This window comes from Deltaproteobacteria bacterium HGW-Deltaproteobacteria-4, from assembly GCA_002841765.1.
GTDB lineage: Bacteria > Desulfobacterota > Desulfuromonadia > Desulfuromonadales > UBA2197 > UBA2197.
Window position 1 is genome coordinate 120,793 of record PHAV01000009.1, and the last position, 24,167, is coordinate 144,959.

Annotated in this window: 24 protein-coding genes; 21 read left to right on the forward strand and 3 right to left on the reverse strand. The window is 55.0% G+C overall.

The window, feature by feature from the left end:
* Positions 1-397: 397 nt before the first annotated feature.
* The 8 genes from CVU69_07810 to CVU69_07845 all read left to right on the forward strand — a co-directional run bounded on the left by CVU69_07810 (position 398) and on the right by CVU69_07845 (position 10,052).
* Complete coding sequence (locus CVU69_07810; protein ID PKN12380.1) at positions 398-2,278, forward strand: hypothetical protein; 1,881 nt, start codon at positions 398-400, stop codon at positions 2,276-2,278.
* Between the two features lie 125 nt (positions 2,279-2,403).
* Positions 2,404-3,726 carry an outer membrane beta-barrel domain-containing protein gene (locus CVU69_07815; GenBank protein PKN12381.1) on the forward strand — a complete coding sequence of 441 codons (1,323 nt, stop codon included), beginning with the start codon at positions 2,404-2,406 and terminating at the stop codon, positions 3,724-3,726.
* 310 nt (positions 3,727-4,036) lie between these two features.
* Positions 4,037-4,324 carry a hypothetical protein gene (locus CVU69_07820; protein PKN12382.1) on the forward strand — a complete coding sequence of 96 codons (288 nt, stop codon included), beginning with the start codon at positions 4,037-4,039 and terminating at the stop codon, positions 4,322-4,324.
* Positions 4,325-4,379: 55 nt separating this feature from the next.
* Positions 4,380-5,111, forward strand: coding sequence for a hypothetical protein (locus CVU69_07825; GenBank protein PKN12383.1), 732 nt, complete (start codon positions 4,380-4,382; stop codon positions 5,109-5,111).
* Between the two features lie 212 nt (positions 5,112-5,323).
* Entirely contained in the window at positions 5,324-7,096 is a 1,773-nt protein-coding gene (locus tag CVU69_07830) for an SLC13 family permease (GenBank protein ID PKN12384.1), read from the forward strand.
* A gap of 11 nt (positions 7,097-7,107) precedes the next feature.
* Positions 7,108-8,010 carry a mechanosensitive ion channel protein MscS gene (locus CVU69_07835; GenBank protein PKN12385.1) on the forward strand — a complete coding sequence of 301 codons (903 nt, stop codon included), beginning with the start codon at positions 7,108-7,110 and terminating at the stop codon, positions 8,008-8,010.
* A complete protein-coding gene (locus tag CVU69_07840; protein PKN12386.1) occupies positions 8,003-8,974 on the forward strand; it encodes a glucokinase in 972 nt (323 codons plus the stop codon). The genes CVU69_07835 and CVU69_07840 overlap by 8 nt, the downstream gene beginning before the upstream one ends.
* A 13-nt stretch (positions 8,975-8,987) precedes the next feature.
* Positions 8,988-10,052, forward strand: coding sequence for a glycosyl transferase family 2 (locus CVU69_07845; protein PKN12387.1), 1,065 nt, complete (start codon positions 8,988-8,990; stop codon positions 10,050-10,052).
* Here CVU69_07845 and CVU69_07850 read toward each other — a convergent pair.
* The 3 genes from CVU69_07850 to CVU69_07860 all read right to left on the reverse strand — a co-directional run bounded on the left by CVU69_07850 (position 10,040) and on the right by CVU69_07860 (position 12,108).
* The gene (locus CVU69_07850) at positions 10,040-10,483 is read right to left on the reverse strand and encodes a histidine kinase (protein ID PKN12388.1); all 444 of its coding nucleotides are present in this window, start codon (positions 10,481-10,483) and stop codon (positions 10,040-10,042) included. The two genes, CVU69_07845 and CVU69_07850, sit on opposite strands and share 13 nt — an antisense overlap.
* Positions 10,484-10,631: 148 nt before the next feature.
* A complete protein-coding gene (locus CVU69_07855; protein ID PKN12389.1) occupies positions 10,632-11,444 on the reverse strand; it encodes a TIGR00268 family protein in 813 nt (270 codons plus the stop codon).
* A gap of 91 nt (positions 11,445-11,535) precedes the next feature.
* Positions 11,536-12,108 carry a hypothetical protein gene (locus CVU69_07860; GenBank protein PKN12390.1) on the reverse strand — a complete coding sequence of 191 codons (573 nt, stop codon included), beginning with the start codon at positions 12,106-12,108 and terminating at the stop codon, positions 11,536-11,538.
* A gap of 200 nt (positions 12,109-12,308) precedes the next feature.
* Between CVU69_07860 and CVU69_07865 the strand changes: the two genes are divergently transcribed.
* The 13 genes from CVU69_07865 to CVU69_07925 all read left to right on the forward strand — a co-directional run bounded on the left by CVU69_07865 (position 12,309) and on the right by CVU69_07925 (position 24,159).
* Complete coding sequence (locus tag CVU69_07865; GenBank protein ID PKN12391.1) at positions 12,309-12,620, forward strand: hypothetical protein; 312 nt, start codon at positions 12,309-12,311, stop codon at positions 12,618-12,620.
* Between the two features lie 485 nt (positions 12,621-13,105).
* Positions 13,106-13,294 (forward strand): Flp family type IVb pilin, encoded by a 189-nt coding sequence (locus CVU69_07870; protein PKN12392.1) that lies wholly within the window; start codon positions 13,106-13,108, stop codon positions 13,292-13,294.
* Positions 13,295-13,430: 136 nt separating this feature from the next.
* A complete protein-coding gene (locus tag CVU69_07875; GenBank protein PKN12453.1) occupies positions 13,431-13,973 on the forward strand; it encodes a peptidase A24 in 543 nt (180 codons plus the stop codon).
* Entirely contained in the window at positions 13,928-14,455 is a 528-nt protein-coding gene (locus CVU69_07880) for a hypothetical protein (protein PKN12393.1), read from the forward strand. The genes CVU69_07875 and CVU69_07880 overlap by 46 nt, the downstream gene beginning before the upstream one ends.
* Positions 14,456-14,480: 25 nt before the next feature.
* Complete coding sequence (locus CVU69_07885; GenBank protein PKN12394.1) at positions 14,481-14,999, forward strand: hypothetical protein; 519 nt, start codon at positions 14,481-14,483, stop codon at positions 14,997-14,999.
* A 69-nt stretch (positions 15,000-15,068) separates the two neighbouring features.
* A complete protein-coding gene (gene cpaB / locus CVU69_07890) occupies positions 15,069-15,941 on the forward strand; it encodes a Flp pilus assembly protein CpaB (GenBank protein PKN12395.1) in 873 nt (290 codons plus the stop codon).
* Between the two features lie 15 nt (positions 15,942-15,956).
* The gene (locus tag CVU69_07895) at positions 15,957-17,543 is read left to right on the forward strand and encodes a pilus assembly protein CpaC (protein PKN12396.1); all 1,587 of its coding nucleotides are present in this window, start codon (positions 15,957-15,959) and stop codon (positions 17,541-17,543) included.
* Positions 17,544-17,568: 25 nt separating this feature from the next.
* Positions 17,569-17,841 carry a hypothetical protein gene (locus tag CVU69_07900; GenBank protein ID PKN12397.1) on the forward strand — a complete coding sequence of 91 codons (273 nt, stop codon included), beginning with the start codon at positions 17,569-17,571 and terminating at the stop codon, positions 17,839-17,841.
* A gap of 117 nt (positions 17,842-17,958) precedes the next feature.
* Positions 17,959-19,572: a hypothetical protein gene (locus tag CVU69_07905; GenBank protein ID PKN12398.1), complete on the forward strand. Its 1,614-nt coding sequence runs from the start codon at positions 17,959-17,961 to the stop codon at positions 19,570-19,572.
* Between the two features lie 27 nt (positions 19,573-19,599).
* The gene (locus CVU69_07910) at positions 19,600-20,769 is read left to right on the forward strand and encodes a hypothetical protein (GenBank protein PKN12399.1); all 1,170 of its coding nucleotides are present in this window, start codon (positions 19,600-19,602) and stop codon (positions 20,767-20,769) included.
* Between the two features lie 198 nt (positions 20,770-20,967).
* The gene (locus CVU69_07915) at positions 20,968-22,164 is read left to right on the forward strand and encodes a pilus assembly protein CpaF (protein ID PKN12454.1); all 1,197 of its coding nucleotides are present in this window, start codon (positions 20,968-20,970) and stop codon (positions 22,162-22,164) included.
* A gap of 14 nt (positions 22,165-22,178) precedes the next feature.
* Positions 22,179-23,156 carry a type II secretion protein F gene (locus CVU69_07920; protein ID PKN12400.1) on the forward strand — a complete coding sequence of 326 codons (978 nt, stop codon included), beginning with the start codon at positions 22,179-22,181 and terminating at the stop codon, positions 23,154-23,156.
* Positions 23,157-23,169: 13 nt separating this feature from the next.
* The gene (locus CVU69_07925; GenBank protein ID PKN12401.1) at positions 23,170-24,159 is read left to right on the forward strand and encodes a type II secretion system protein; all 990 of its coding nucleotides are present in this window, start codon (positions 23,170-23,172) and stop codon (positions 24,157-24,159) included.
* The last annotated feature ends 8 nt before the right edge of the window (positions 24,160-24,167 follow it).

The window sequence follows — 24,167 nt, forward strand, 5'->3', positions numbered from 1 at the left end:
TTTTTCATAAAGATAGATATACCAGCTTTTACCCTTAATGTACTAAGGGTATTCTGGCATCCCTCCAAAATACCCCGCAACATGTTGAGGTTCCACCGCATATTGCGGCCACGCAAACCACTCCCACCCCTTTTCCTCTCCCTCCTGCCAAGCCAACCCATCGTTCTTAAAGACTTAATTTTGCCTCAAATCTTCTTCACCGTGTTGGCAGGCTCCTTGCCTTATAGCTAGTCGAGATCATGATCATCTCATCCAGCCGCGAACAGAAAAGAAGGATTGAAGACAACGAAGGAGCAGGAAGGTTTTCCATAGCAAGGTTATGACAAAGGAGAGGGCCACGCAGTGCCGGGTCAGGAACTAACTAAACGTAATTTCACTGAGTTTTGAAGGAGGTCGTATGAAAAGATTTAAGATGAAGGCTTATTTACTATTAACGTTGATTTTGGGTGTCTTTATTCTGCCCGGATGCGGCGACGGTGGCAACGGCCATTGGGATAAACCGGCAGATTCAATCGGATTAGTTTCTATCGTAGTCTCGCCGGCAACGGCCACAATTCCAATGGATTTTTCTCTACCATTCACGGCGACCGCAACCTATGAAGATGGGTCATCACTCGACGTGACAGCGGCCTCGGTCTGGACTTCAGGCAACCCCGCCGTTGCGACCATCTCGCCGACCACCGGCGTTGCCCAGAGTATTTCCGCCGGCGCCGGAGTCGTCATTACTGCCACATTCGGCGGAATGACCGCACCCACATCCCTGCTGACCGTGACCAACGCAACTTTGACGTCGATTACAGTGACGCCTGACTTGGCTACAATAGCGTTGTCTGGCTCTCGGCAATTGACAGCGACGGCAAATTACAATGACATGTCAACCTACAACGTGACTGCCGCTCCCGGCACTGTCTGGACGGCCGCGAATTCCCCCATCGGCGGCGCTGCTGTTGCCACCCTCTCGGAGAACGGCGTCCGTGGTGCCGGCCGCGCTACCGGCGTGCTCGCAGGCACAGCGGAGATCACAGCCATTTATCTCACCCAGACTGACACCGCCATCCTGGAAGTCTCCGACTTGGTGCTGATAATCACCCCCGGCGATGTCTGCTCATTTGACTCGGGACCCACCATCCCCACGGCGACATTGTCCAACCCCACCAGTGGCAACCAGTTTGTGACGACCAGCACAAGCGGTGTTGTTAACAACGGGAAATCGATCACTGCCACCTTCAACCTGGAGATGGACCCCACGACGATCAATTCATCCTTGCCCGGTGCCTTGACTACGTTCACGGTCATGGAGACGGCAACCGCAACCAACTTGCGCGGGACCGTCACCATGGATAACACCAACAAGATTGCGACGTTTACAAGCTCCGCCGCACTCTTACCTAATGCTAATTATACCGCGTCGATTACGACTGACGCCATGAGTGCAGGCAGCCCGGGCACCGCCATCGCCTGCCCCTATCAATGGAATTTCAAGACCGCCGCCTCTGCCGCAGCAGGTATTGCACCGGTCAACCTTGGCCGGGCCGCGACCTTCGTAATAGCTTCGACAGCCGGAGTCGATAACGTCGGTGCGACCACGGTGAACGGTGATGTCGTGTTGGATCCGAATGCTGTCTGTAATGGTGTGACGGTCGGGAGTGCCGGACTTATCGGCGACTGCAACGGTATTGTTCCCGTCATCAACGGGACCGTTATCAGCCCCTTATATCCGGATGCCGGCGTCACTTCCGGTCAGATCATTGCCGATATGCGGGCAGCGTATATCTCCCTTTCTCCTGCCCAGATGTCGATCGGCGTCACCACTATACCGGATGGCACTGTGATGGGGGCCGGGGAAGGGACCGCGCTGGTACTGAACGACAACCTGTTCTTCCCGGGTATCTATAAAACCACCGCTGGCGGGATGCTGATAACGGGTGATCTCACCCTCGACGCTCAGGGCAACCCGGACGCGGTCTTCGTCTTCCAGTCTGATAGCTCAATTACGACGGCAGCCACTGGTCCCGCCGATCCCCACACCCGTATCCTTCTGGTCAATGGCGCCAAGGCATCCAACGTCTTTTGGTGGGTCGGTACTAATCAGGCGACAATGGGAACCTATACGATATTCCGCGGCAATATCCTCTCCTACAGCAGTATCACCATGGAAACCGGCGCAAGCTCCTGCGGCAGATTGTTTGCCGGGGCGTCTACAGATGGCGCCTTTACCTTTGGTGAGAATATCGTTTCCGTACCGGGACATCCTTCTGCCCCCGCTGGTTGCGAATAAGACATGAAGCAATAAAAAAAAGGGGGGGCAGACAGCTTGCCATCTCAGTCTGCCTCCTCTTTTACCCCCGACCAAAAGAGATTTTACAGCGAACCAGGTCATTTTAACGATATCAGGAGGTTTAGATGAAAAAGAAATTTTCCATGGCACCGCTCACCAAAAAGATGCTGTCGGTGTTGTTATCCGCGGTTTTTCTCCTGCCCCTGGCGGCGCAAGCCGAGATCAAGGCCGGCAGTGTTGAACTGAGTCCCTTTGTCGGTTACAACTTCTACGACAACCAACACAACATCAAAGACCGCCAGGTCTTTGGCGGCCGGATTGGCTACAACTTTACCAACCATTTCGGCCTCGAAGGGACCGGGGAATTCGCCAAAACACGGGTTGATGACAAAAACAAGCCATGGACCGAGCAGGGGCAGTTCACTGGTTCCGATGATGTGAAGATTATCTCTTACCATCTCGACCTCCTTTACCACTTTATGCCGGAAGAGAAATTCAACCCCTTCGTCACCGCCGGTTACGGGGCCTCCCACTATAATCCCGAGATCAACAGCAAGAACATGCGCCTGATGAATGTCGGCGTCGGTGCCAAATACTGGGTGGCGGAGAATATCGCCCTGCGGGTCGATCTCAGCGACAAGATGACCTTCGACGAACAGCTGCACAACCTTTCCGCTGCCGCCGGGGTGGTCTTTGCCTTTGGCGGAGAATCAGCCGTTGCTCCGGTGGAACGGCCGGCGGACAGCGATAATGATGGCGTCGCCGATAGCCGTGACAAATGCCCCAATACCCCGACCGACGTGGCCGTTGACACGGATGGCTGTCCCCTTGATGCCGATAAAGACGGCGTCCCTGATTATCTCGATAAATGCCCCGGTACCCCGGCGGGCGTTGCCGTTGACCAGAATGGCTGCCCCCTCGATAGCGACAAGGACGGCGTCGCCAATTCCCTGGATAAATGCCCGGACACCCCGGCTGGCGTTGTCGTCGACAAAGACGGCTGCCCGAAGAAGGTCGTGATCCTGGCCTCGGAGCCGAAAGTCGAAGAGAAGGTCAAAGTCGCCGCCGCCGAACCGGCAGAAGTCGTTGTTCTGGCTTTTGAGGACATCCACTTTGACTACAACCAGTCGACCCTGACCCCGGAAGCGAAGGTCATCCTGAAAAGAAATATTCAGATTTTGAGCGAAAACCCCAAGGCTCACATCCGCATTGCCGGCTATACCTCGGCGTCCGGCACGGAAAAGTACAACCAGACACTGAGTGAAAAAAGAGCGAATTCGATCAAAGAGTACCTGGTCAGTGAAGGCGTCATCAAAAAAGCTCGGCTGACCACGGTCGGCTATGGCGAAACCCAGCCGGCCGTTTATGAAGCGGCCCCCAAAGATCTTTACTCGAACGCCGCCAAAGCCAACATGCGCGTCCTCTTTGAAGTTGTCATCGAGGAGTAACCGTTAAGCCGCAACGTTTTCTATCGAGTTGCGTGACCGTAGAAAAAAGAGGACGCCCACAGCCGGTTATGGTTGCGGGCGTCCTCTTTTTGTCCTCAACAAAACTACCACATGTGACAGACTCTTTGCCCCAGGTGCGGATCTGTGACGGATTTGATACGGTCCTCTTGCACCCACTTTGATTTTTCTATAAAAATATCAGTTACTTATCTTTGGTTAGTCAAAAAAATACCCTTTGGCACGATAGATGTATTAATACTTAAGTGACAAACTAACCGGTTTGCCACTTATTCGGAAAAAAGGAGACACCATGCTTAAAAAATTAATTCTTCCTGTCCTGCTCATGACCGCTTCCACACTCACCTTCAGCGCCAATGAGGCTAACGCCGGTATTTCCGCGCAGATCAGTACGCCGAATGTCAGTGTCAACATCAACGGCTATCTGCCGGCCCCACCGGGAGTGGTGGTTCTGCTCGATTCCGGTCGGCCTTACTATGTTGAAAGAGAGCAGCGCATCTACATTAAAGAAAGACCAAAACACAATCATGGCAAAAAGAAACACCACAAGAAACACGACCATGGGCACGATCACGATTAGTAAAAGAGTGACTGGCAAAATTCAAGCGCACAACCTTACTTTTGGAGGATTAAACATGCAAAAAATACGTTATGGACTGATCGGGCTGTTGCTGCTGTTGGGGCTGGCGACTTCCGCCGTCGCCAGTGTCAGCATCGGCATCAACCTCCCGAGTGTGCGCATCGGCGTCAACCTGCCGGTCTTCCCGCAACTTGTCCCGGTTCCGGGCTATCCGGTCTACTACGCTCCCGAAATGAATGCCAACTACTTCTTTTATGATGGCCTGTACTGGGTCTATCAAAACGATGACTGGTATGCGAGCTCCTGGTACAACGGCCCCTGGGATTACGTCGAGCCGGTGTATGTGCCGCTCTTCGTCCTGCGCATCCCCGTTGCCTACTACCGGGATCGCCCGGCCTCCTTTCGCGGCTGGCAGTCGAATGCACCGCCCCGCTGGAATCAGCGCTGGGGGCATGAATGGGAACAGAAACGCCACGGCTGGGATCGCTGGGAGCGCCGTTCTGTTCCGGCGCGCGCCCCGCGGCCTGAGTATCAGCGGAAGTATTCCGGAGATCACTATCCCCGGATAGAACAACAACAAAAGCTCCGCAGCCAGCATTATCGCTACCAGCCGCGTGACACGCACGTGCGCGAGCATTACAAGCAAAAGGGAGAGTATCGAGATCAAGGACGGCGGCAGGAAGACCAGAAACATAAATCCCGTGACGATAGAAAATCGCAGGGGAAAAAAGAAGACAAGCGGCAAGACCGCAGGGATGATGACCGCGGGCGGGGAGATCGAGATTAATCGATCAGCACGGTTTTGACGTTATCCTGCAACAGTTGGCAAAGTAGCCTGATAACCGACCAAAGACTAAAAAATGCCTGACAGGGAGCCACTCCTGCCAGGCATTTTTTCTGGAAATGACTATTAATCTTCAAAAAAGATTTGATTTATTTCAAATTTCCATAATGATGCATAATCTCTTACTACACCCCGGATAAACATGGAGTGGCAACATGACCCTTGAAATCGCCCTGGTACTGGGACTGGCCGTCTCTGCGATCATCCTCTTTGCCACCGAGCGTTTGCCGGTGGACCTGACGGCGATGATCCTGATGGGGGCGATGCTCCTCTCCGGGATCATCACCCCCGAGGATGCCATCAGCGGCTTCAGCAACCCGGCGACTGTTACCGTCGGCGCCATGTTCGTCCTGTCGGCGGGGCTCTTCAAGACCGGCGCCGTCAACCTGCTCGGGGGGACCCTGGGACGGGTGAGCAAAGTCAGCTCGTGGCTGATGCTGGCCGTCATGATGCTGATGGTCGGGACACTCTCGGCCGTGATCAACAACACCGCGGCCGTGGCGATCTTCCTCCCCATCGTCCTCGGCATCGCCAAGGAGATGGGAGTTTCGCCGGGTCGCCTGCTCATGCCCCTCTCCTTCGCCTCCATGTTCGGCGGTGTCTGCACCCTGCTTGGCTCCTCGACGAATATCCTCGTCTCCTCCATTGCCGAACGGCATGGTCTTCCAGCCTTTGGCATGTTTGAGATGACCGGCCTCGGCCTCATCTTCTTTGCGGGCGGAAGTCTGTACATGCTGCTGATCGGGGTGCGACTGATCCCCAACCGGGTCAATCCTGCCGACCGCGCGGCCATCTTCGGCAGCGGCGACTACCAGATTGAGATTGTCCTGGAGGACGAAGCCCTCGCGGTCGGCACGGTCTTAAGTGAATCTCCGTTGCTGGAAGATATTGACATCCGCAAGGTCGAGGTCTTTCGGAACGGTAAACTTTTGAAAGACGCAGAGGATCAACTCCTGCTCCAGGCCGGCGATCACCTGAAAGTTCGATGTGATCTCAAAAACTTCCTCAAACTGCGGGAGCGGCGCGGGATAGGCATGCGCCACCAGCACGAAAAGGGGGAGGCCTTGAGTGAAGAAGCGGTGCTGGTGGAGGCCGTCCTTGCCCCCGGCTCCACCCTGGACGGCCGAAGTCTGAAACAGGCACGCTTTCGTTCTCGCTACGGCCTGACAGCACTAGCGGTGCGCCACCGCGGAGTGGTAATGCGGGAAAACCTTGAGACCTTGCGGCTGCGAGCCGGCGATGTCCTGTTGTTCGAAGTGGAAACAACGCATCTGGAGCAGTTGCGGGAGAATCGCACCTTTGTGCTCGTCTCACAGGTGGAGATGCCCTTCTTCCGCAAAAGCCGGATGCTGAGCGCCATCGCCATTGTCACCGGGGTGGTGATAGCGGCCGCGACCGGCACGGTGCCGATTGTTGCCGGCGCTATTGTCGGCTGCATTCTCATGGTCCTGACCCGCTGTATCAATCTTGAAGAGGCTTACCACTCGATCAACTGGCAGGTCATCTTCCTCCTCGCCGGGGTCCTGACCCTGGGGACCGCTCTGGAAAAGACCGGGGCGGCGCGCCTGCTCGGCAATTTTCTGGTGGAAAATGTCGGGGCCTGGGGACCAATCGCCCTGGTTTCGGCCTTTTATCTCGCCACCTCCCTCCTCACCGAGATGATGTCGAATAATGCCACCGCCGCGCTGCTGGCACCGATTGCCATTGCTGCTGCCGAGGGGCTGGGGATCGATTCCCGGCCGCTGCTGATGGCGATCACCTTTGCGGCTTCTGCCAGCTTTATGACCCCGGTCGGCTACCAGACCAACACCCTGATCTACGGGCCGGGGCAGTTTCGTTATGCCGATTTTCTGCGGGTAGGTACCCCCCTCAATATCTTGTTCTGGATCCTGGCCACCATCTTTATCCCGCAATTCTGGCCCTTCTGACCGGAGAATATATGGAAACATTCCGTGACATCCTCGCCGCCATCCGCGACGCCCTGGAAACTCCCCTTCTCACCCTGGGGAACTCGCCGGTGACGGTCTGGGCCATCTTTCAGCTGCTGGTGCTGATCATCCTCCTTTTCTACCTCTCCGCCAAACTACGGACCTGGTTGGTTGAGAATTTCCTCCCCCGCACAAATATGGAGATCGGAGCGCGCCAGGCCACCGGCTCGATCATCCGCTATGCGATCATTGCCATCGGCCTGGCGGTTATCTTCCAGACCGCCGGCATCGATCTCACCGCTCTCAACGTGTTAGCCGGCGCCATCGGCCTGGGACTCGGCTTCGGCCTGCAGAACATTGTCAACAATTTCATCTGCGGCATCGTCATCCTCTTCGAACGCCCGATCAAGGTCGGTGACCGGATCGTCGTCGGCGAGGTGGAAGGGGATGTGGTGCACATCGGCACTCGCAGCACCACGGTGGTGAGTAACGACAACATCAGTATCATCGTCCCCAACTCCAGCTTCATCACCGAAAACGTGGTGAACTGGAGCCACAACGACCGCAAGGTCCGTTTTCGCATTCCGGTCAGCGTCGCCTACGGCACCGACGTGGCTCTGGTCGAACGGGTCCTGCTGGAGGTGGCGGCCGCCAACCCCGATGTGCTGGAAAACCCGCCCCCGGTCGTACGGCTGATGGAGTTTGGCGACAGCGGTCTCGGCTTCGAACTGCGCGTCTGGAGCACCACCCTCATCCACAAGCGCGGTCTTTTGACCAGTTCCCTCAACATCGCCATCTATCGTATCTTTAAAGAACACAATATCGAGATCCCGTACCCGCGGCGCAATGTGCAGATTTTGTCGGATCCCCCCGCAAAGAGCCGGGAAGAGGGTGAGGGGAGCCAACATGACTAACAACGAGATGGTTCTCGGCATCGACATCGGCGGCACAACCACCGCTTTTGGCTTTGTCGATCGCAGCGGCAAGCGTCTCGCCGGCGGCGTCATCCTCACCGAAGCACAGCAGCCGGCAGAAATTCTTGTCGCGCGTTTGCAGGCGGAGATCTCCGCCCTGCAGGCAACGCTCCCCCCCCGCCTCCAGCTCAAGGGGATCGGCATCGGTGCCCCCAACGCCAACTATCGTCAGGGGACGGTCGAGAACCCGCCGAACCTGAACTGGGGACCATCGGTCAATCTTGTCGAACTTTTCCTCCGCCATTATGATCTGCCGGTAGCCATCACCAACGACGCCAATGCCGCCGCCCTCGGCGAGCTGTACTTTGGCGGCGCCCGCTACATGAAGGACTTCATCGTTATCACCCTTGGGACCGGTCTCGGCAGCGGCATCGTCGTGAATGGCGAACTTCTTTACGGCGCAGGCGGCTTTGCCGGCGAACTCGGTCACACCATCGTTGACCCGCAGGGCCGCCAGTGCGCCTGTGGCAAAACCGGTTGTTTGGAGACCTATGTCTCGGCGACCGGCCTTTGCCGCACCACCCTTGCTTTGCTGGCGGAGCGGCTTGATCCGAGTCCTCTGCGCGACTTGAGCTCCCGGCAAATATCGGCAAAAGATGTCTTTCTCGCTGCTCGTGCCGGCGACGCCATTGGCTTGGTTGCCTTTGAGACAACGGCGCGGATCCTTGGGATGAAACTCGCCGATGCCGTCGCCCATACCGGTCCGGAAGCAATTTTCCTGTCCGGCGGCCTGGCGAACGCCGGGGAGTTGCTGCTGACGCCTACCCGGCGCTATCTGGAGGAATATCTTTTTATTGCCTACCAGGGAAGAGTCCGCTTGCTCCTTTCAGAGATAACGGAAGGAGGCAGTGCGGTCATCGGCGCCGCAGCGCTGATCTGGAATGAACTCGAAAGGGTCGAATGAGCAGACAAAGAGCATGACACCCCCTTCCCTCTCAGTCATCATCCCCACTCTCAATGAAGCGGAGCATCTCCCGGCGCTGTTAGCCGATCTCCGCCAGCAGCAGGGGGTCTCTCTGGAGATCATCGTCGCTGATGGCGGCTCAAGCGATGCCACCCGCAGCGTCGCTGAAGGATGCGGCGTCAGCTTTATCGCCGCCAAACGAGGGCGCGGCGCGCAGATGAATGCTGCCGCCCAAAGAGCGACAAGCGACACCCTCCTCTTCCTCCACGCCGACTGCCGCCTCGAACCTCCCGATCTGCTCCACCGGGCACTGCAGGCCCTGGCTTCAGCTCGCCAAGAGGGAGAGCGGATTGCCGGTCACTTCTCGCTGCGCTTCCTGCGCACCACCTCGCGCAACAATCTGGTTTATCGCTATCTGGAAGAAAAGAGCTCCCTCAATCGCATCAACACCACCAATGGCGATCAGGGTTTTTTGCTGAGCAGGGATTTTTTTCACCAGCTCGGCGGCTTTGATGAAGATCTCCCCTTTTTAGAGGATCAAGGTTTGGCGGAAAAGATCCGGGCGCAGGGGCGCTGGATCACCCTGCCGGGAGAACTGAAAACATCGGCGCGGCGCTTTGAGAGCGAAGGCTTCCATCGCCGCTATATATTGATGGGTATGATGATGGGATTGTACAGTATCGGCGAGAAGGACTTTTTTCTGCGGGCGCCGGGGGTTTACAAGCTGCAAAAGGAGACCGGAACACTCTTCCTCTCTCCCTTTTTCCGGCTTGGCCGCACCCTGATTTCCGAATGGGGGGTCGCGGGAACCATTCGGATCTTTTATCGGCTCGGGCGCTATATCCGGCCGAATTCCTGGCAACTCTTCTTCTTTATCGATGTCTGCTTAAGGCCGCTGCAGGGCAGGGGACGCACCCCTTTTTTGAACTTTCATGACCGGATCTTCGCACCCCTGACCAGCTTCAAACTCCTTGATGCCGTGACCGGCCTCCTCTGTTTTGTCTGGTTTATCGGCATCCTCCCTCCTTTTTTCTGGTTGATCGAACAATTCCCGCGCCGCCCTGATCACGCTACATAGGTCAACACCGCCGCAAGCTTCTTCTCACAGCTGGTTAACTGCTCCCGCAACTCCTTCTCCTTCTGCCAGTGCTCCGTCACATCCCGCAGGATCGAAGCACACCCCTGCATCGCCCCAGCGTCATTGTGCAGCAGCACCATGCTGAACTCCAGCGACATCCGGCTGCCATCTTTGCGCAGCCCCGGCGAAGCGAGGAGACCGGTTTTGTACTTAGTCTCGCCCGAGGCCATGACCTGGCGATAGCCTTCCCAATGTCGCGCCCGCAGATTCTCCGGAATGATCAGATCGAGGGATTGCCCGACAGCTTCGCTGGCGGTATGGCCAAAGAGCAGTTCGGCGCCGCGATTCCAGAAACGGATCATCCCTTCCTTGTCCGAAATCAGAATGGCGTCCGGGGCATTGTCGAGCAGCTGTTGCAAAAGTTTGTCCATAGTTCCTCCGATGGTGAAAGCTTTTAGCTCCCCTCCTTCCTTAAGGAGGACCCCAAAATCGGGCCTAAAGGGCTGGGGGTGGTAAGGTTTTTTTAGGTCACCACCCCCCGACCCCCTCCTTGACAAAGGAGGGGGAGAAAATCTCAGCTTACAGCATGGCATTCATGCTGCCGCTGCGAAAACCCTGTAAATCCAGCGTGACATAAGTAAAGCCGGCTTGCAGAAAAAACTCAATCAAGGGGCGCCGCACCTCGGGATCCAGCATCCGCGCCAGATCATCCTCCGCCACCTCGATCCGCGCCACCTCGTGATGATAACGGACGCGGAAGGTGGTGAAGCCAAGATCGCGCAGATAGGTTTCGCACGCCTCGACCTGCTGCAACCGCGCGCGTGTGATTTCGACGCCGTACGGGAAACGGCTGGCGAGACAGGCGAGCGCCTGTTTATTCCAGGTCGGCAAGCCGAGCGCACGACTCGCGGCGCGAATCTCCTCCTTCCCCAGCCCGGCTTCACAGAGCGGGCTGCGGATCCCCAGCTCGCTCAACGCCTGGCGCCCCGGCCGATAATCGTGAAGATCGTCAGCGGTGCTGCCATCCACGACCTGGCGCAACCCGAGCTCCACAGCGCGGGTTTGGCAGTCCCCATACAGAACCCGCTTACAAAGGTAGCAGCGATTCGGGGGGTTGGCAACAAACTCGGCCATCGCCAGTTCATCGGCGGTGACGATGATATGCCGGACATCAAGCTGTGCAGCCAGGCTCTTCGCTTCGACCATCTCCCAGGCCTGATGCAGCGGCGAGTCTTCGGTAAAGGCTACGACCTTCTTTTTTCCGAGGGTGTCAACGGCCACCTTGAGGAGCAGGGTGGAATCGACCCCGCCGGAGAAGGCGACCAGCACTGAACCCATCTCTGTCAGGATGGCTGTCAGGCGGGCGAGTTTTTTATCCAGTGTCGTTGCCATAATCCTGTCTCCTCATAACAAAAAGGACGGGCTTCCTTGTTAAAAAGGGGCCGGTCCTTTTGTGATTGTTTTGCTTATCTTTAAAGGTTTTCTATTTCAGCGCGACGATAATCTCGCTTCTGGAGTTGACCGCCATCTTCTGCATGATCTTCTTTATATGACCTTTAACCGTATCCTCACAGACGAACAGGTTTGTTGCAATTTCCCTGTTTGTATTCCCTTGACAGATCAATCTCAAAACATCTGTCTCCCGCCTCGATAGATAAAAGTCCTTTTCCGCTTTGTTGAAATCCACCTCATGCTTTTCGATGATCCTTTCCAGGAGGACCATGACATGGGTCGGGATTCGTCCTTTGTCATGATTTCCCATCACAAGTGCCCTGAGAGAGAAAGCCGGCCCCGCTTCACTGACCAGAACTGCATGCGGCAATTGGCCGCTGTTGTTGCACTCCGGCGTTGTGATTTCTCGGATTGCCTCTTGGCACAGGATGGTTATTTCGGCAGGCAAAACGAACTCGCTGCCGGCTTCCGCCAGATCGTTTTCTCTAAAAGCCGCGATCATCTCCAAGGCATCCTGGTTCGAGTAGAGGAGGCGCCCCCCCATGTCGAAAACCAGAACCCCCGGAGAGGTGCGGCGTTTGACGATTTCGGCCAAAGTGTTCATGAGTAAAAATATATATTACAAACCATGAAAAAGTAACATTTTTTTCAAAACACCACTTTTGGGTAATTGGCAACTACAGAATAGTTTCTATAATGAATAACAAATGAACAAACTTTAAGGTATTTTTTTTCAGGTAATAGATTTCACGTTCAGTTCAAACCTATCGCTACAGAGTCGGCAACAAAAGGAGAAGAACCGTGATGGATAATCTGGCCGCGACGACCCCGACCCGGTGCAACCTGCGCAACGCCATAAATCAGCCGGTTTGCCTGGAGTTGGTTGGGCCAAAGCAGGGGCAGATCCGCTCAGTCAATATCTACGGCACATGCGTGGATATCAGCTCCGGGGGAATGGGCATAACCACAGATAGCACGGCCCTGTGCGAAGGTGATGTGCTGAAACTGCATCTTTCCGTCAACGACATGAAAGTGACTCTTCCTATCCTCAGCGAGGTGAAGTGGATACGACAGGTTGCTGATCAATTCAAGGTAGGGTTGCAATTTCTGGCGTAGACAAAATTGTCAAACTTAACTTAAATTTTTCAAACATTTTCCATATAAATTCAAACTAAAGTTTCATTGTCGTTTGAAATTTTCTGTATAGAATTTTTGTTACCTTAGAGACATTTTTGAGTCACTCCCAAGTAACCCTGATTTTTCTATGAGTGTTTAGATTATGTGCAACCTCGTTTCAGGCGAAAATCGCAGAAGGACAAAGCTCGCATCCTTCTCTTCCGTGAAGAATCAACAGGGCTCTGCGGCGGTTGACTACGCCGTGATATTGGTCTTCGTGGTTCTGGGAGTGATTGCGGTGATCGTTGCCTTGCAGGGTCACAGTGATCTGATTTTTGGGGCGACTGCAGACGTCATCGGAAATTTTGGCAGCATCAAGGAATAATGAAACCCTAAACTTTACTTCTACTCACTACGGGAATTCAATGTGTTTTCCCGAATATCGATGGAGGGACTCCATCCAACAACCCAGAAGGAGGCAGATCATGAAAACCACAGCATGGAAACAAATCAAGAATTTCCTCAAGGATGAGGAAGGGGCAACCGCGGTTGAGTATGGGTTAATGGTTGCGGCGATCGCCGCGGTCATTATTCTCGCTGTATTCACCCTGGGGGACAAGGTCAAGACAACGTTTGAGGGTGTGAATACGAAAATTGACAGTAAAGGACAATAAGAGTTCCAACATCCTGTTTAACAGGAAAACTAAATATTTGATGGAGGCGAAGAAAGGCATGTCGGGATATGGTGGAATGACAACAACCGCGTACAAGCGTGCGATCGATGTCCGGTATCTGACCGGATTGACCGCTATGGCGCTAGCGCTTGGTCAACTCCGCCCCGGGGCAACCCTCCCGCTCCTCTTCGCCTCCGCTTTTTTATTCCTGTGCTGTGCCACCGATACCTTTCTCGGTGAAATTCCCAATCCCCTCAATCTCTCCCTGATCTTGAGCGCGCTCCTTTACCACGGTTTGAACGGCGGCGCGGGCGCAATCGGTATGTCTCTGTTCGGCCTCCTCCTCGGCGGTGCCCTGCTGCTGATCCCCTACCTCCTCGGCGGAATGGGAGGGGGAGACGTCAAAGCGCTGGCGGCCCTCGGAGCCCTGCTCGGTCCATCGGCAATCTTCCAGATGTTCCTTTACACCGGCCTGATAGGCGGCGGACTGGCGCTGCTGCATTATTTCACTTCTCAGGCTGCGATGGCATCGCACTCCAACCCCCTGCGCACTTTTCTCGGGACCGGCAACTGGAGTGCACTCAGACCACAAGGCGCCGCTGCGAAAGAACGCTTCCCCTATGCCGCGGCATTATGCTTCGGCTTTTTTGTCTACCACTTCTGGGGAGGGGTGTTATGAAATCGCTGCGACACAATGAGAAGGGTGCGGCTGTCATCGAATTTGCCATTCTCCTCTTTCTGCTGATGCCCCTCCTTTTCGGTATCATCGACTTTGGCTTTATCTGGGCACAATCGCACTACCTCAGCCAGGCGACCCGCGAAGGGGCAAGGGCCGGGGCGCGCATTGCCACCTATGACAGCGGCGCTATTACCAACCCGGTCGAAGTGAAGGCCGCCGTCGATGCCTCGATCAATTCTTCTCTGACCCAGTTTTACCCCAAGCCCGACCAAGTCGCTGAAATTATCAACAAGATTGACACCCCGCAACTGGTCACTGTCGGGACGCAACAGGCGCTCAAGGTCAGCGTGACCATCAATTCCGACAAGATCTGGACCCCGGTGTTGTGGCAATTTTTGTCCCTGCTCCCCACATCTGACAAAGAATACAGCAAATTCGAGCAGTTGACCGATAGCGCGGTCTTCCCCATTTCCAATAACTAGCAGCAACCTCGCGGTGAGAGCTCTTATGTCCAGACGGCTGCTTCACCATAACCTTCACTTGAACCAGCGCGGCGCCGTGGTGATTGAATTCGCCGTGGTCGTCCTTTTGCTGCTGCTCATCCTCTTTGGCATTATGGAATTCAGCTTCACCTTTTTACAAAATCACTTTGTTGCCAATGCCGCCCGCGAAGGGGTGCGCATCGGTGTGCGAGCGCAAAATTACAACTGTTTTGCTAAATACGGGACCACATCATGCCCCACCTCTAATCGGGTTGACCGAGGGGTTACAGTGTTCAATCAACTGACCGAATGTGACAACGGGGGTTACCTCTGCACTCTCTACAAAAATGACATTGCTACAGAGACTGTCACTGTCACCCCTGAACGCATCATTAATTCTGACGGCACCAAGACCCTGACTGTGACAGTGATGGTTCCTAACTTCTTTCCGCCCCTTTTATCCGGCCTGGTACCTGGCTATCAGTACCCTACTACTATTACTTATTCGGCTTCCGGCAATTACGAGAATGCGGACGAGCCTTGATCCGGCTGCAGCGCATTCCCTTCCCATATTCATGCATCAGCAGACATAAAGCAGCAAAGGAGGTTGGCAATGAAAAAATACAGCACTTTTATCGCCCTCGGACTGGCGGTGGTGTGCGGCGCCCTGGCGGTCTGGCTCACCAGCCAATGGTTACAGGCCCAGGCAGCGGATGGTCAAGCAGTCAAGGATACTGTTCCGATGACCCGGATTGTTATCGCCGCCCAGGACCTTGAAATCGGTACCCTTTTGGGCGCGGACAATCTCACCCTGGCCGACTGGCCGCAGAGCAATGTCCCCAAGGGCGCCTTCGACAACATCGAAGCCGTGGCCGGCCGAATCGCCGTGACCAGACTGCCGGCCGGGGGACCGCTGCAAGCGGCAGAACTGGCCGAGCCGGGCTCCGGAGCCGGTCTGGTGGCGTTGATCCCGCCGGGACGACGGGCCATGTCAATCAAAGTCGACGAGGTCAGCGGTGTGGCCGGCTTTATCCTCCCCAACACCTATGTCGACGTCATCTCGGTCAACAACAAGTCGAACCGGGAGACGCGTGAAGCCAAGACCATCCTCAAAAAGATCAAGGTGCTGGCCATCGCGCAAGAGACGACCACGGATAAGGGCAAGGCCAAGATCGTCAAGTCGGTTACCCTTGAACTGTTGCCCAAAGAGGCTGAAACTCTGGCACTCCATTCCATTCTCGGCAGTATCCACCTGATCTTGCGTAATCCGCTGGAAAAATTAGGTGATGAGCCGCCTGAAGCCGCTCCCGTGGTCGCCAACCGCCCGAGAGTTGCGAAAGCAAAACCGCAGCCCAAAGTCGTTGAGTCAGCCCCGGTCGCCCCGAAACCATCAGGGCCGGCGAGCTATTCCGTTGAGGTGATCAAGGGATCGAAAGATCCTGAAAAAATCAAGTTCAAGAGTGTCAATTCGGATGAACGACTTTAGTTGAGGGAGGCTCCAATGAAATTGAATGGTTGGTTCATAGTGCTGATCATGGTTGTGGCGCTGGTCGATTTCACCAGCGACAACGCCGCTGCCGCTGCCGCTAATCGCCAAATCGTCCTTAAGGCCGGGGGGTCGGAGCTCAAGGATACCTCCGACTACTGGCCGGAGATCAGGGAGCCCCGGCTAAAACGGATCTCCGCCATCGACGACAAGATTGTCGACGTGCAAATCGTCTCGCCGAAGACCTTTTATGTTCTCGGCAAGGACTTTGGCTCGACCAGTCTGATGATCTGGGAAAAGGATCTGGAAGATCCGATCAAGATCGATGTCGTCGTTCTCCTCGATCTGACGACGCTGAAGCAAAAACTTTACGAGCTTTATCCGAATCAGCAGGTCGACGTTTATGCCTCTGAAACCGGAGTTGTTCTTTCCGGCACGGTCTCGGGACCGGAAGTCGTCGAAGAGATCATCCGCCTGACGCAAAACTTTCTGCCCAAAAAAGCCGAAGGCGGCGAAAAGGGCGTAAAAGGCGGAGCTGCACTCTCCGGCGCGGGAATTACCAATCTCCTCAGAGTCGGCGCTGTGCAGCAGGTCATGCTCGAGGTCAAGTTTGCCGAAGTTGACCGCACCTCCAGCCGGGACTGGCAGGCAGCCCTCGGTCTGATTAATCAGAGTAAAAACCTGAATATCAGCGCCGGGGTCAATCCCATGAGCGGAAAATTCATTAAAGGGTTCAATACGGATGGCTCGCCGCAATACGATATCGGCAACCTCGGACAGAACGGCGGCGGCATCCCGAATCCGGTTGGTAATCTGACCGGCAGCGTGTTGCTCAACTTTGCCGGTAATGCCGCCAATATTTTTCTCAACATCAAGAACCTGACGGCATCCCTGAACCTGCTTGAGGGAGAAGGTCTGGCCAGGGTTCTCGCTGAGCCCCGCCTTATTACCCTCAGTGGCCAGGAAGCAAGCTTTTTGGCCGGCGGTGAATTTCCGATTCCGGTGCCCCAGGGCAATGGCGAAACCACCATTGAGTTCAAAGAGTTCGGCGTCGGCTTGCGTTTTACCCCGATCGTCCTCAGCAATGGCAAGATAACCCTGCATGTTGCGCCCAGTGTTAGCGAGATCACCTCCAACAACTTCATCACTACCGGCATCGCTGGGGGCTTTATTGTTCCCAACCTCTCCACCCGCAAGCTTGAAACCACCGTGCAGTTACAGGATGGCCAAACTCTCGCACTGGCGGGGCTGTTGCAAGATTCGCTGCGCGAGAATGTTAGTAAAATTCCAGGATTGGGGGATATTCCCATTCTTGGGGCTCTCTTCCGAAGCAGCGGTTTTCAGCACCACAAAACCGATCTGCTGATCGCGGTGACCCCGCACCTGGTCAAACCGGTTCAGGAGGGCGAGCTGTCGTTCCCCGGTGAGTATCTCCGTCCACCCAATGCCCTCGAATTCTATCTGATGGGCAAACTGGAAAACAACTGGTCGCACGACGATCCTTCTCTGCTCAGTCGTCATGCGTTCACCCCGAGTGCGGCGACACCGCAACCCGGGGGGATGGAAGGGTCCTTCGGTCAGGAAGCGCCGGCGGTACAGTAACAACCTCTATGCTCGGGAGAATCTCATGAAATCATCTATCGTTATCATCGCTGCGGCCATGCTCCTCTCCGGTTGCGCTCTCTTTTACGATGCACCCCGTATCGACGCTGATTTCGGCCAGGCGCAGGCAAAGACCTGGGAAAGCCAGATCGCCTTTCCGGATTATCGTTATGCCGGAACAACTCCGGCAGGTCTTGGCGGGATTCCCGCCGAACAGATAATGAAAGTCTATAACCAGTCCTTCGGTGAAAAATCAGAAAAACAAGAGGTCTTCAATCTCGATCTCACCGGCATGTAACGCGATGGTAGGGGCGACCCTTGTGGTCGCCCGCTTTTGAATTTTGCGACCAAATCGGGCGGGCACAAGACCCGCCCCTACCAACTTTTATTTAAGTACGTCTGACGAGGTACGGCTATGAGTCTATCCAATGAGCGCGGGTCCGTCGTAGTTCTGGTCGCGGTCATGCTCTTTTTGATCTTCTTCTGTGTGGCGCTGGTGGTCGATATCGGTCATATCCACAACGTCAAGATCGAATTGCAGCGCGCCGTTGACGCCGCCGCCCTGGCTGGAGCTCAGGAACTCCCTGGCGGGACCGTCGAAGCAACTGCTTTGGCTATGGTACTTGCCAATGGGATCGACAAACAGGTCAACAATGCCGATGTAAAGACTGAAGTGGTGACCGGCTGGTGGAATCCTGAGATTATCCAAGGACAACGCTGGTTCCCCGGGGGGACGCCGGTCAACGCCGTCTATGTCAAAGCTACCCTCAACGTGCCTCATTTCTTTTTCTTTCCGATAGACGACTCAGTCGTCATCGCCGATGCTATCGCCGTCGCTCAAACGATTAATCCGGCAATTCCATTGGCAGTGGTCAGTTGCATCCCGACCGACCCAACCGAAGTACCGCCAGGGACCCTGCGCGATATGACGATTTGTGGTATCCGCAATTTCGATTTCAATAGCGACGGGAATGATGACGGCGCCTGGACTTCGTTGACTTTCAATGCCAGTGCCACCGAAATCAATTCTTATATGAATTCGACTGAAGGGCGCGACAAATTTAACCGCGTCATTTACGGCCGGGATCTTGATAATTCGGGCATAGAAAATACCGATGTCGCCACCCCCGGCAGCGGCTGCAATCCAGTGGGTTATTCTATTGGCTGCGGTCTGGGGCGCATTGCCGGCAAGGATATCGCCCGTCCCGACGAATTCCCGAAGCCGCTAGATTGGGAGAGTCCGCTATCGATAGGCTCAACCCCTGCCGTTATTCCGGCTTTCGATCCTTTGACCGCTTATGCCGCGAACGGTGCTCTGCCGCGTTGGTATAATCTGAATAATGACGGTGATTTTAAAACAGACGATCATTTTGTTCGCATCTGGAGTCAGGATGGAATCCTATTGCAGGGGATCGCGGAGAGTCCCGCGGACTATAAAGATCGGTTGATAAAATTATATGACGGTATTGACCGACCCTTTGGCGACGACCGCTTCGCCAATGCGGGCGGAAAGATGGTCGTCAAACAAGGAAATACCTACAAACCGGATTATATGAAAATTCTCAAGCAGGCCGGCTATCCGCAAGTCCAGGTCAATAATGGCGTTATCGGAAATGTCATCCCTACTTTTATCGACAATGAAAGTGTATCGGATGGCACCGATCTAAATTGTCACGAAGATGACGCCCTTCCTGCTGGTCAGCAAGCCGTGATTTTGAAGACGCCAGTGATCTTTATTGGTGCATGTGATGACTGGAAAGCGATCGGAACGGCCTCGTATGTTGGTATGGCAAAATTCCTGTTAACGCGGGCGTGGGCAACTTCAAACAAATACGACTGTGGGAGCAAATTTGTTAATGTCGGCGCCGAAGGTTGTAATCTGTCGAATTTCGACCCTGCTGCTCCCGGCGGGCTGCTGGAAGCGCTCACAGCCAACCCGCCGGCAAGTATCGAAGGTCTAGCTCTGCTTCCCACTGCTGATGGTGAAGAGACCAATGCCAGCCTGATCCGTATCTACCTGGTCGAATAACTCGTCTCAAAGAGGTATTTTTTTCTTATGACAAACAAGATCATTGTTGCTATCGAAATCGCTGATGCCGGGTGCGTCAAGACTCTGGTTGAAGCGCTTAAAAATTTATCCGGCGTCGAAACCGTCCAGTGGTTTGCCGGCACTGGAGAAAAAGGGTCCCTGGCGGTCAAAGGAACACCAGCCGTCATCATCATCGATGACCAAAGGGAGACGACCGAACGGATCAGCAAATTGCACCAGGCCTTTCCTTTGGCGGCAATCTTTGTCGTCTCAACAGATACCAGGCCGGAACATATCGTCGCGATGATGCGAGCCGGGGCTTCCCAGTTTTTGGTTAGTCCGGTCAATTCTCAAACCCTGACCAATGCCATCGAAGAGGTTCGAGTCCGTCTTGCCATTTCCGAAAATGCCGCCAAGGGCACAGTTTACAGTTTTATCAGCAGCAAAGGGGGATTGGGGACGACGGTTATTACCGTTAATACAGCCGTCACTCTCGCACGCAACCGCGCAGCGAAGGTGGCGCTGTGCGACATGAGCCTGCAATCGGGGGATGCATCGGTACTTCTCGACCTTATTCCTGCAACGACGATTACCGATTTGAGCCGCAATTTTCACCGGCTCGATGCTTCTTTTTTGCGGGGCGCAATGAGCCAGCACCGTAGCGGTCTTGCTTTTCTTCCTGCCCCCGGCGACCCGGAAGACAGCGCTGAAGTGAGCCCCGAACAGATTGCCCGCATCCTCGAACTTTCCCGGCAGTTATTCGATGTGGTCCTGGTCGACTGCGCCTCAATGTGGGTCGCTGACCGGACCATGGAGGTCTTCCATCTCTCGGACAAGATCTTTGTCGTGACCGACCTCTCCGTCCCCGCTGTGCGCAACGCTGCCCGTCTCTGTAAACTGATCGCCAAGCTGGGGATTGAACAGAAAAGGATCGAAGTGGTGGTGAACCGTTACCACAAAAGCGGCGCTCTTTCGATCGAAGAAGTGGAAAAGACTTTGAGAAAAACCATTTACTGGCTCTTCCCTAATGATTTCGTAGACATTGTTTCATCTATTAATCAGGGCGAACCGATCGTTGAAAAACAACCGGGGGCGCCATTTGCAAAAAACATCATCGAATTCGCCGAAAAACTCGGCAACCCCCGAGCCGATGCCAGCTATCGCGGTATTCGGGGGGCCTTCGGCAAAGCGATTTAGGAGGCTACCGTGTCACTGAAAGATCTGCTAAAAAATGCCAGTTTTCTCGATAGCAGCAGAGGTCTCTCCGAGGTCGCATCTCTTCCTCCTGCCGACCCCTCCACCGCCGGAGGATTGCGGGATGATTCGTTTTATCAAATTAAACAAAAGATTCACAACCGGTTGATCGAGGAAGCCAACCTCGCCGCTCTCGACACGATGTCAACGGCCGAGATACAGGCATCCGTCGCCAGCGTCGTCAATGCTTACCTTTACGAAGAAAAAATCCTCTTCAACGCCGACGAAACCCGGGCTCTGGTTGAAGAAATTCGCGACGAACTGATCGGCCTCGGCCCGCTGGAGCCCTTCTTCAAAGATCCGACGGTCTCCGACGTGCTGGTCAATACCTACAAAAATATCTATGTCGAGCGGCGCGGCCTGCTCTACAAGACCAAAGGGCGCTTTGCCGACAATGCCCATCTCCGCAACATTATCGATCGCATCATCTCGCGGGTCGGCCGCCGTATCGATGAGTCGATGCCGATGGTCGACGCCCGACTGCCGGACGGCTCTCGCGTCAACGCCATTATTCCGCCGCTGGCGCTGGACGGTCCGATCCTCTCCATTCGCCGCTTTGCGGTTATCCCCCTCAAAATCGAGGATCTGGTCAGCGGCAAAACGATCACCCCGGAGATTGCCACCTTCCTGGCCGGATGCGTCAAGGCCAAACTCAACATCATGATCTCCGGCGGTACCGGATCGGGCAAGACGACGCTGCTCAATGTTTTGTCGGCCTTTATCCCCAACAACGAACGAATCATCACCATTGAGGATTCGGCTGAGCTGCAACTCCAGCAGGAGCATGTCGTCCGCCTGGAAACCCGAACGGCCAGTATCGAAGGGACCGGAACCGTCACCCAACGCGACCTGGTGCGCAACAGTCTGCGCATGCGGCCCGATCGCATTATCATCGGCGAAGTTCGCGGCCCGGAAGCATTCGACATGCTCCAGGCGATGAACACCGGCCACGAAGGGTCTCTCACCACCATCCACGCCAATGCCCCGCGTGATTCGCTGACCCGCCTGGAGTCGATGATCTTGATGACCGGCGCCAACCTGCCGGAGAAGGCGATGCGCTTCATGATCTCTTCGGCCCTCGACCTGATTATTCAGGTCTCCCGCTTCACTGACGGCAGCCGCAAAGTGGTCTCACTCTGCGAAGTGGTCGGCACCGAGGGGGACGTCGTCACTCTCCAGGATATCTTTGTCTACGAAAAACGCGGCATCAACAAGGAGGGCAAAGTCCTCGGTGGTTTTCGGGCCACAGGGATCAGGCCAAAATTTGCCGATAAACTTGAAATGGCCGGCATTGAAGTCCCCGAGGACCTCTTTATCAACACCAAGTCCTCCGAATAGCGAAGGTGACTCCCATGAACTCTCTGACTATTCTCATTCTGTGTTCGGTTTTCCTCTTTGTCTTCTTACTGGTTGTCGTTGTTTACGGCATCTTGAATGAAAGCAGATTCGCCGAAAAACGGACGGTCAAGAAGCGTCTCCTCTTCATGTCTGCCGGCGGCAAGCACGGCCAGGAGAAACTGGCGCAGTATCGCAATGCAGCGTTAAAGGATGTCGGCGCTTTTGAACAGATGTTGCTCAAGCTGCCGCGGATTTCGGCACTGGACCGCATGCTGGTTAAAGCGAAAGTGTCGGTCAATGCCAGCGTCTTTATTCTCGCCAGCCTCTCTCTAACTCTCCTTGGTTTTCTCCTCGGCTATACTTTACTGCACCGGATCTCCAGCGGCATTCTGTTCGGATTGCTCCTGGGCCTGGCGCCGCTCTTCATGTTGCGGATGGCGGTACGCTCCTATTACGACAAATTTCAGGAACAACTCCCCGAAGCCCTTGATTTACTCGGACGGGCGCTGCGTTCAGGACATGCACTCACTTCGGGTCTCAACATGGTCGCCGAAGAGAGTGTCGATCCGATCAAGGGGGAATTCGCCATTACCGTCGATGAACTCAAACTCGGGCTGACCGTGAAGGAGGCCTTTGACAACCTCTGTCAGCGTGTTCCCAGCCCCGATCTGCGTTTCTTTGTTGTCGCCGTCACTATTCAGCGGGAGACCGGGGGAAATCTTGCAGAGATCCTCGACAGCATCAGCCGCCTGATTCGCGAACGGGTCCAGTTCGGCCGTCATGTCCAGACCCTGACCGCCGAGGGCCGGTTGTCGGCGTGGGTTCTCATCTCCCTGCCGTTTGTCATGTTTCTCTACATCTATTTCGCCAACTACGACTACATTTCGATGCTGTGGACAGAACGGGTCGGCCTGATCCTCCTTATCGGCGGGATTGTCAGTCAAATCATCGGCGCATATGTCATGAAGCGGATCGTCGCCATCGAAATCTAGGCAGGAGGCCGGTATGGATATCATTTTACGCAATTACTACAAACTACTGGGCAATATCGACGTTGTCCTTATCCTCGCCCTGATTTTTATCACAACGGCCGCCATCGTTCTGGGCGTGGCGGTTTTCTTCACCCGTCAGGGTCGTATTCAGAAGAGACTGGAACGACTTCTACCGGATCAGCCGCTACCGCCGCAACCCAGCACCAATGCGGAGGGGTTGCTGAGGACAGAAAAAACGGGTTCTATTGCCAAGTTGACCCGACCGCTGCACAACATTATTGCCCCGAAAGAGGGGAGCACCCGTAAAAAAATGCGGCTCAAATTGATTCGGGCGGGGTTTCGCTCGGAGCTGGCGTTCTACAATTTTGTTGCCGCGAAGATTATTCTTGTTTTGGCATTGCCGACGTTCTACGTCGTGACGCGTTTTTTTTACAAACTGACCCCGGACGTCATATTGTCATGCGTTTTGTTGGCAGTGTTGGGATATTTCATTCCGGATTTTATCGTTTGGGCCAATATTCGGGCCCGGCAGGAACGCATCACCAAGGCTCTCCCGGATGCTCTCGACCTGATGGTTGTTTGTGTCGAATCGGGCTACGGCCTTGACATGACCTTCAAACGGGTCGGAGAAGAGATGCGCGCCATCAGTCCCGACGTCAGCGACGAGTTTGCCTTGACCAATATGGAGATCCGGGCAGGGCGATCCCGGGACGAAAGCTTCAAAGAGATGGCGCTACGCACCGACGTTGCCGAAGTTCACAGCTTGATGACCATGCTGACCCAGACAAGTCGCTTCGGGACCAGCCTGGCCAAGGCGTTGCGGATTCACGCTGATGCAATGCGGATCAAACGTCGTCAACTGGCGGAAGAACAGGCGGCGAAAACAGCCGTCAAACTGGTCTTCCCCCTGATCCTCTTCATCTTTCCATCCCTTTTGATCGTTCTGGCCGGACCGGCCTTCATCCGGATCTACCAGGCGTTGTTACCGGCGCTGGCAAAATAAGCGCAAGG